The organism is Variovorax sp. 01T439_2 (assembly GCF_056398445.1).
This window is the reverse complement of sequence record NZ_JBFTPJ010000259.1, coordinates 1-6,448: the sequence shown is the minus strand read 5'-3', so window position 1 is coordinate 6,448 and position 6,448 is coordinate 1. Positions and strand designations below refer to the sequence as shown.

The window sequence follows — 6,448 nt, the reverse complement described above, 5'->3', positions numbered from 1 at the left end:
ATTCCGTTCGTGTTCGATCCGGGCCAGGGCCTGCCGATGTTCGACGGCGAGGCGCTCAAGCACTTCGTCGACCTGGCGAGCTGGGTCGTCGTCAACGACTACGAAGGCAAGATGCTGTCGCAGCGCACCGGCTGGAGCCTGGCCGAGATCTCGAAGCGCGTGCGCGGCCTGGTCGTCACGCTGGCGGCGGAAGGCTGCGAGGTCTGGATCGACGGCGAGCGCGAGCATGTGCCGGGCGTGACGCCGACGGCGGTGGTCGAGCCCACCGGTTGCGGCGATGCCTGGCGCGGCGCGCTCTTGTTCGGCCTCGAGAAGGAATGGCCGCTTGCGCAGTGCGCGGCGCTCGGCAACCGCATCGGCGCGCTCAAGATCGCGCAGCGCGGGCCGCAGAACTACCAGATCGACCTGAAGGCGCTGGGCCTCTGAGCTGCCCGCTGGCAGGCGCCCATAAAAAAAACCCGGCACCGTGAGGTGCCGGGTTTTTTGCCGTCAAGGCTGCTGAGCAGACTCAGGGCTTGCTGGCCGTCGGAAACGGCCAGGCTGCCTGGGGGTTCAGCGTCGTTTGCGCAGCAGGAGCAGGCGCTACGGCAGGAGCCTTGGCAGCCTTCTTGGCAGCAGGCTTCTTGGCAGCAGCGGCAGGCTTGGCAGCGGGCTTTTTCGCGGCTTTCTTGGCCGCAGCCTTTTTGGCAGGAGCCTTCTTGGCGGCAGCCTTCTTCGCAGGGGCCTTCTTGGCAGCGGCCTTCTTTGCCGGAGCCTTCTTCGCCGCCGCCTTCTTGGCAGGAGCCTTCTTCGCTGCGGCCTTCTTCGCCGGAGCCTTCTTGGCAGCGGCCTTCTTTGCCGGAGCTGCCTTCTTGGCGGCTACCTTCTTCGCAGGCGCCTTCTTGGCGGCTACCTTCTTCGCTGCGACCTTCTTGGCCGGAGCCTTCTTCGCAGCTACCTTCTTGGCGGGAGCCTTCTTAGCGGCCGCGACCTTCTTTGCCGGAGCCTTCTTTGCAGCGGCTTTCTTAGCCGGCGCTTTCTTTGCAGTTGCCATTTCTATTTCTCCTTGATCAAGTTGAAAAAATCAACCTATTGAAGCACTCCACGCACGTTGGTAGCGTGAAGCGATCCATGGCGTTGGAATCTGAGCTCCAGCACCATGAACACCTGAGCCCTCGTCCATGCCGCGCTCTTCGGCGCGATCGGTGGCAAGGGCAATTCTTGAATTCATTAATTCTTGTCGAAAGATTCGATTCAATCCCAGGAGAGCGCACCACCCGACTGGTATTCGATCACGCGGGTTTCGAAGAAATTGCGCTCTTTCTTCAGGTCAATCATTTCGCTCATCCAGGGGAACGGGTTTTCCTCGTTCGGGAAGAGCGTTTCGAGGCCGATCTGCTGCGCGCGCCGGTTGGCGATGTAGCGCAGGTAGCCCTTGAACATGGAGGCGTTCATGCCGAGCACGCCACGCGGCATGGTGTCTTCGGCGTATTTGTACTCGAGCTCGACGGCCTTCAGGAAGAGGGCCTTGATCTCGGCCTTGAACTCGGGGGTCCAGAGGCCGGGGTTCTCGAGCTTGAGCTGGTTGATCAGGTCGATGCCGAAATTGCAGTGCATCGACTCGTCGCGCAGGATGTACTGGTACTGCTCGGCGGCGCCGGTCATCTTGTTCTGGCGGCCGAGCGCAAGGATCTGCGTGAAGCCGACGTAGAAGAACAGGCCCTCCATCAGGCAGGCGAACACGATGAGCGACTTGAGCAGGGTCTGGTCGGTCTCGTGCGTGCCGGTCTTGAAGTTCGGGTCGCTGATGGCGTCGATGAACGGGATCAGGAACTGGTCCTTCTCGCGGATCGACGGCACTTCGTTGTAGGCGTTGAAGATCTCGCTCTCGTCCAGGCCGAGCGACTCGACGATGTACTGGTAGGCGTGCGTGTGGATCGCTTCCTCGAAGGCCTGGCGCAGCAGGAACTGGCGGCATTCGGGCGCCGTGATGTGGCGGTAGGTGCCCAGCACGATGTTGTTGGCGGCCAGCGAGTCGGCGGTCACGAAGAAGCCGAGGTTGCGCTTGACGATGCGGCGCTCGTCTTCGGTCAGGCCGTTCGGGTCTTTCCAGAGCGCGATGTCGCGCGTCATGTTCACTTCTTGCGGCATCCAGTGGTTGGCGCAGGTGGCGAGGTATTTTTCCCAGGCCCACTTGTACTTGAACGGCACCAGCTGGTTGACGTCGGTCTGGCCGTTGATGATGCGCTTGTCGGAAGCCTTGACGCGCTGCGCCGCGGCGGGTGCCACGGGCTGTTGTGCAATCGACGAAGTCGGAGCATCCACCGGTCGGCCTGCGGACAGGCCGCTGGTCGATGCGTGGTGTTGCTGCAATCCTTGTTGCATATCCTTTGATAAGGAGGGCTTGACTTCTTCGTCCCAGGTCAACATAGAAAAATCCAATGCTCAATTATCGGAGCAACGATGTGAGTTGCAAAGTGCTCGTTCACGTCGCGCTCCATTTATGTGGTTGTTATGTTGCTCTCATGCATCGCGCGATGTCAGTCGATGCCGTGATCGACTGAGGGTCCGCGCGTCGTGCATGCACCTCTCTCGCTTCACTCGCGCGTCATTGGCATGCTTCGCAAGTCGGATCGTCGACGCCGCAGAACGCGATGTCGGTGGCAGGCATTGCACTCATCTGCGCCTTCGCTGCGGCAGCTGCGGCTTCGAGTGCGCTCATGCCCGAAGAGGCATCGCTGCCCGACGACACCGCGTTGAGGCGGCCCGACTGCACGGTGGATTTCTCGGCGTGCGTCGCGCTCTGCGTGCGCAGGTAGTAGGTGGTCTTCAGGCCGCGCAGCCATGCGAGCTTGTAGGTGTCGTCGAGCTTCTTGCCCGATGCGCCGGCCATGTAGATGTTGAGCGACTGCGCCTGGTCGATCCACTTCTGGCGGCGCGCTGCGGCTTCGACCAGCCAGGTGGTCTCGACTTCGAACGCGGTGGCGTAGAGCGCCTTCACGTCCTGCGGCACGCGGTCGATCGGACGCAGCGAACCGTCGAAGTGCTTCAGGTCCATCACCATCACGTCGTCCCACAGGCCCAGGCGCTTCAGGTCGCGCACCAGGTAGTGGTTGATGACGGTGAATTCGCCCGACAGGTTCGACTTGACCGAGAGGTTGCCGAAGCAGGGCTCGATGGAAGCGTCGACGCCGATGATGTTCGAGATGGTCGCGGTCGGGGCGATGGCCACGCAGTTGGAATTGCGCATGCCGTCGGCCTTGATCTTCTGGCGCAGGGCCTCCCAGTCGAGCGTGGCCGAGCGGTCCACTTCGACGTAGCCGCCGCGGGCTTTTTCGAGCAGGTCGAGCGTGTCGATCGGAAGGATCCCCTTGTCCCACAGCGAGCCCTTGTAGCTCGAGTACTTGCCGCGTTCGCGGGCCAGCTCGGTCGAGGCCCAGTAGGCGTGGTAGCAGATGGCTTCCATCGACTCGTCGGCAAACTGCACGGCTTCCTGCGAAGCGTAGGGAATGCGCAGTTCGTACAGCGCGTCCTGGAAGCCCATCAGGCCCAGGCCGACCGGGCGGTGGCGCAGGTTCGAGTCGCGCGCCTTCTTCACGGCGTAGTAGTTGATGTCGATCACGTTGTCGAGCATGCGCATCGCGGTCGAGATGGTGCGCTTGAGCTTTTCCTGGTCGACCTTGCCGTCCTTCAGGTGCTGCAGCAGGTTCACCGAACCCAGGTTGCAGACGGCGGTTTCGGTGTCGCTGGTGTTCAGCGTGATCTCGGTGCACAGGTTCGACGAGTGCACCACGCCGGCGTGCTGCTGCGGCGAGCGCACGTTGCAGGCGTCCTTGAACGTGATCCAGGGATGGCCGGTCTCGAACAGCATCGTGAGCATCTTGCGCCACAGGTCCGAGGCCTGGATGGTGCGGGCAGGCTTGATCTCGCCGCGCGCGGCCTTTTCTTCGTAGGCGACATACGCCTTCTCGAAGTCGGCGCCGAACAGGTCGTGCAGGTCGGGCACGTTGGAGGGCGAGAACAGCGTCCAGGTGCCCTTTTCCATCACGCGGCGCATGAAGAGGTCGGGGATCCAGTTGGCGGTGTTCATGTCGTGCGTGCGGCGGCGGTCGTCGCCGGTGTTCTTGCGCAGTTCCAGGAACTCCTCGATGTCGAGGTGCCAGGTTTCCAGGTACGTGCAGACGGCGCCCTTGCGCTTGCCGCCCTGGTTCACGGCCACGGCCGTGTCGTTGACCACCTTGAGGAAGGGCACCACGCCCTGCGATTCGCCGTTGGTGCCCTTGATGTGGCTGCCGAGCGCGCGCACGCGGGTCCAGTCGTTGCCCAGGCCGCCCGCGAACTTGGAGAGCAGCGCGTTTTCCTTGATCGATTCGTAGATGCCGTCCAGGTCGTCGGGCACGGTGGTCAGGTAGCAGCTGGACAGCTGCGAGCGCAGCGTGCCGGCGTTGAACAGGGTGGGCGTGCTCGACATGAAGTCGAAGGACGACAGCACCTCGTAGAACTCGATGGCGCGGGCCTCGCGGTCGATTTCGCCGAGCGACAGGCCCATGGCCACGCGCATGAAGAAGGCCTGTGGCAGTTCGATGCGCGACTTGCGCACGTGCAGGAAGTAGCGGTCGTACAGCGTTTGCAGGCCGAGGTAGTCGAACTGGTTGTCGCGTTCGGCCTTGAGCGCGGCGCCCAGGCGCGGCAGGTCGTACTGCAGCAGCTTCTCGTCGAGCAGGTCGTTCTCGACGCCCTTCTTGATGAACTGCGGGAAGTAGTCGGCGTAGGCGGTGGCGCGCTCGGCGGGCATCACTTCGCGGCCGATGATCTCCTTGAAGATCGTGTGCAGCAGCAGGCGGGCGGTGGCAAAGGTGTAGTCGGGGTCTTTTTCGATCAGCGTGCGGGCCGCCAGGATCGAGGCCTTGTAGACCTCGTCGAGCGGCACGCCGTCGTACAGGTTGCGCATCGTTTCAGCGACGATCGGCGCAGCGGTGATGCTGTCGCCCAGGTTTTCGCAGGCCGATTCGATCAGGCCCTTGAGCTGGTTCAGGTCGAGCGCGACGCGTTCGCCGTTGTCCAGCACGTGCAGCGTGGGGGTGGCGGGCGCTTCCTGCTCGACCTGCTTGGAACGCTCCTGCGTGCGGCGCTCGCGGTAGAGCACGTAGGCGCGCGCGATCTCGTGATGGCCGCCGCGCATCAGGCCGAGTTCGACCTGGTCCTGCACGTCTTCGATGTGGAAGGTGCCGCCGCCCGGACGCGAACGCACCATGGCGCGGATCACGCCTTGCGTGAGCGCGTCGACGGTTTCGCGCACGCTGGCCGAAGCCGCGCCCTGGGTGCCGTGCACGGCCAGGAAGGCTTTCATCATCGCGATAGCGATCTTGTTGGGTTCGAAGGGAACCACGGCGCCGTTGCGGCGGATGATCTGGTAGTGCGCGAGGTTCTGTCCGGCGGGCGAGCCGGCGGTGTCGCGCTGCTGCTGCGTGGGCGTGGAGGGAACGGCACGCGAGGTCGATGGGGTGTTCAGGGCTGTTTGCATTCGCTTCCTCTCGGTTGGCAATTCTTGTTGGATGGCAACGCCTTGGTTGGGCGTCGCGCCGGCGTTGTTGACCGGACGGAGGACACTATATCTAGGGTCTGAGGGGTGTACAACCCACTAGATGTAGCGTTTTCCAGTGGATACAACCCTGGCCGATATTTCTTTCGGCCTAGGTCACGGCCGTCGATGCCGCATGAATACTGGCCTATGTTGTCGCAACCCGCATGGGCCGTGGCTTGCAGGCCGATTTGGGCTTGCAGGGCGCATGGTTGCTGCATGCAGCGGCTGCAATTTTCTCATTGCTGCGCCGCGGGACCGGCGCATCGCGAGGCGCCGCGCGATTGAAAAAATTAGCGCTGCACCACCTGCGGAGGAAACATCTGTGGACTCCAGCCGAGGTGCCCGCGCAGCAATTGCCAATCGAAGCCGGCGCCGGGGTCCTGTTTTCGGCCTGGCGCAATGTGCTCGTGGCCGGCGATGTGCGCGATGGCGTAGTGCTGCGCGATGGCGGGGCAGAGGCTGGCCAGCGCCTCGTACTGTGCTTCTTCGAAGGGCTGGCCTTCGAGGCCTTCGAGCTCGATGCCGATGGAGTCGTCGTTGCAGTTCTCGCGGCCGCGCCACGACGACACGCCGGCATGCCAGGCGCGATCGTCGCAGCTCACGAACTGCCAGAGCTCGCCGTTGCGCCGCACATAGAAGTGCGAGGAAACCGCAAGGCCGCGGATCGACTGGAAGTAGGGGTGCGCGTCCCAGTCGAGCTGGTTGGTGAAGAGCTGCTGCACGGCCTCGCCGCCGTATTCGCCGGGCGGCAGGCTGATGGAGTGCAGCACGATCAGGTCGGTCTGCGCGCCCGCGGGCCGGGGCCCGAAATTCGGCGAGCGCAGCGCCTTGGCAAAGCGGTACCAGCCGGCGTGCCAGAGCCCGTCGTCGTTGCTTGCCGGTGCT

5 protein-coding genes are annotated in these 6,448 nt (G+C 63.5%); 1 reads left to right on the top strand and 4 read right to left on the bottom strand.

Annotated elements, in window-relative coordinates:
• On the top strand, positions 1 to 426 hold a 426-nt coding region (locus tag AC1DOC_RS14215), incomplete at its 5' end, for a PfkB family carbohydrate kinase (protein ID WP_478129963.1).
• Positions 427 to 508: 82 nt separating this feature from the next.
• On the opposite strand, the gene AC1DOC_RS14210 is transcribed toward AC1DOC_RS14215, so the two are convergent.
• The 4 genes from AC1DOC_RS14210 to ampD all read right to left on the bottom strand — a co-directional run.
• Positions 509 to 1,033, bottom strand: coding sequence for a histone H1-like DNA-binding protein (locus AC1DOC_RS14210; RefSeq protein WP_012746103.1), 525 nt, complete (start codon positions 1,031 to 1,033; stop codon positions 509 to 511).
• 200 nt (positions 1,034 to 1,233) lie between these two features.
• On the bottom strand, positions 1,234 to 2,409 hold the full coding sequence (locus AC1DOC_RS14205) for a ribonucleotide-diphosphate reductase subunit beta (RefSeq protein ID WP_012746104.1): 1,176 nt from the start codon (positions 2,407 to 2,409) through the stop codon (positions 1,234 to 1,236).
• A gap of 178 nt (positions 2,410 to 2,587) precedes the next feature.
• Positions 2,588 to 5,503, bottom strand: a complete 2,916-nt coding sequence (locus AC1DOC_RS14200; RefSeq protein ID WP_012746105.1) for a ribonucleoside-diphosphate reductase subunit alpha — start codon at positions 5,501 to 5,503, stop codon at positions 2,588 to 2,590.
• A 350-nt stretch (positions 5,504 to 5,853) separates the two neighbouring features.
• Positions 5,854 to 6,448 (bottom strand): 1,6-anhydro-N-acetylmuramyl-L-alanine amidase AmpD (gene ampD, locus AC1DOC_RS14195; protein WP_478129962.1); only part of this gene is annotated, 595 nt, incomplete at its 5' end.

Coding starts and splice junctions, on each gene's coding strand:
- AC1DOC_RS14205 (WP_012746104.1), bottom strand. CDS start 2,409: ATGTTGACCTGGGACGAAGAAGTCAAGCCCTCCTTATCAAAGGATATG.
- AC1DOC_RS14210 (WP_012746103.1), bottom strand. CDS start 1,033: ATGGCAACTGCAAAGAAAGCGCCGGCTAAGAAAGCCGCTGCAAAGAAG.
- AC1DOC_RS14200 (WP_012746105.1), bottom strand. CDS start 5,503: ATGCAAACAGCCCTGAACACCCCATCGACCTCGCGTGCCGTTCCCTCC.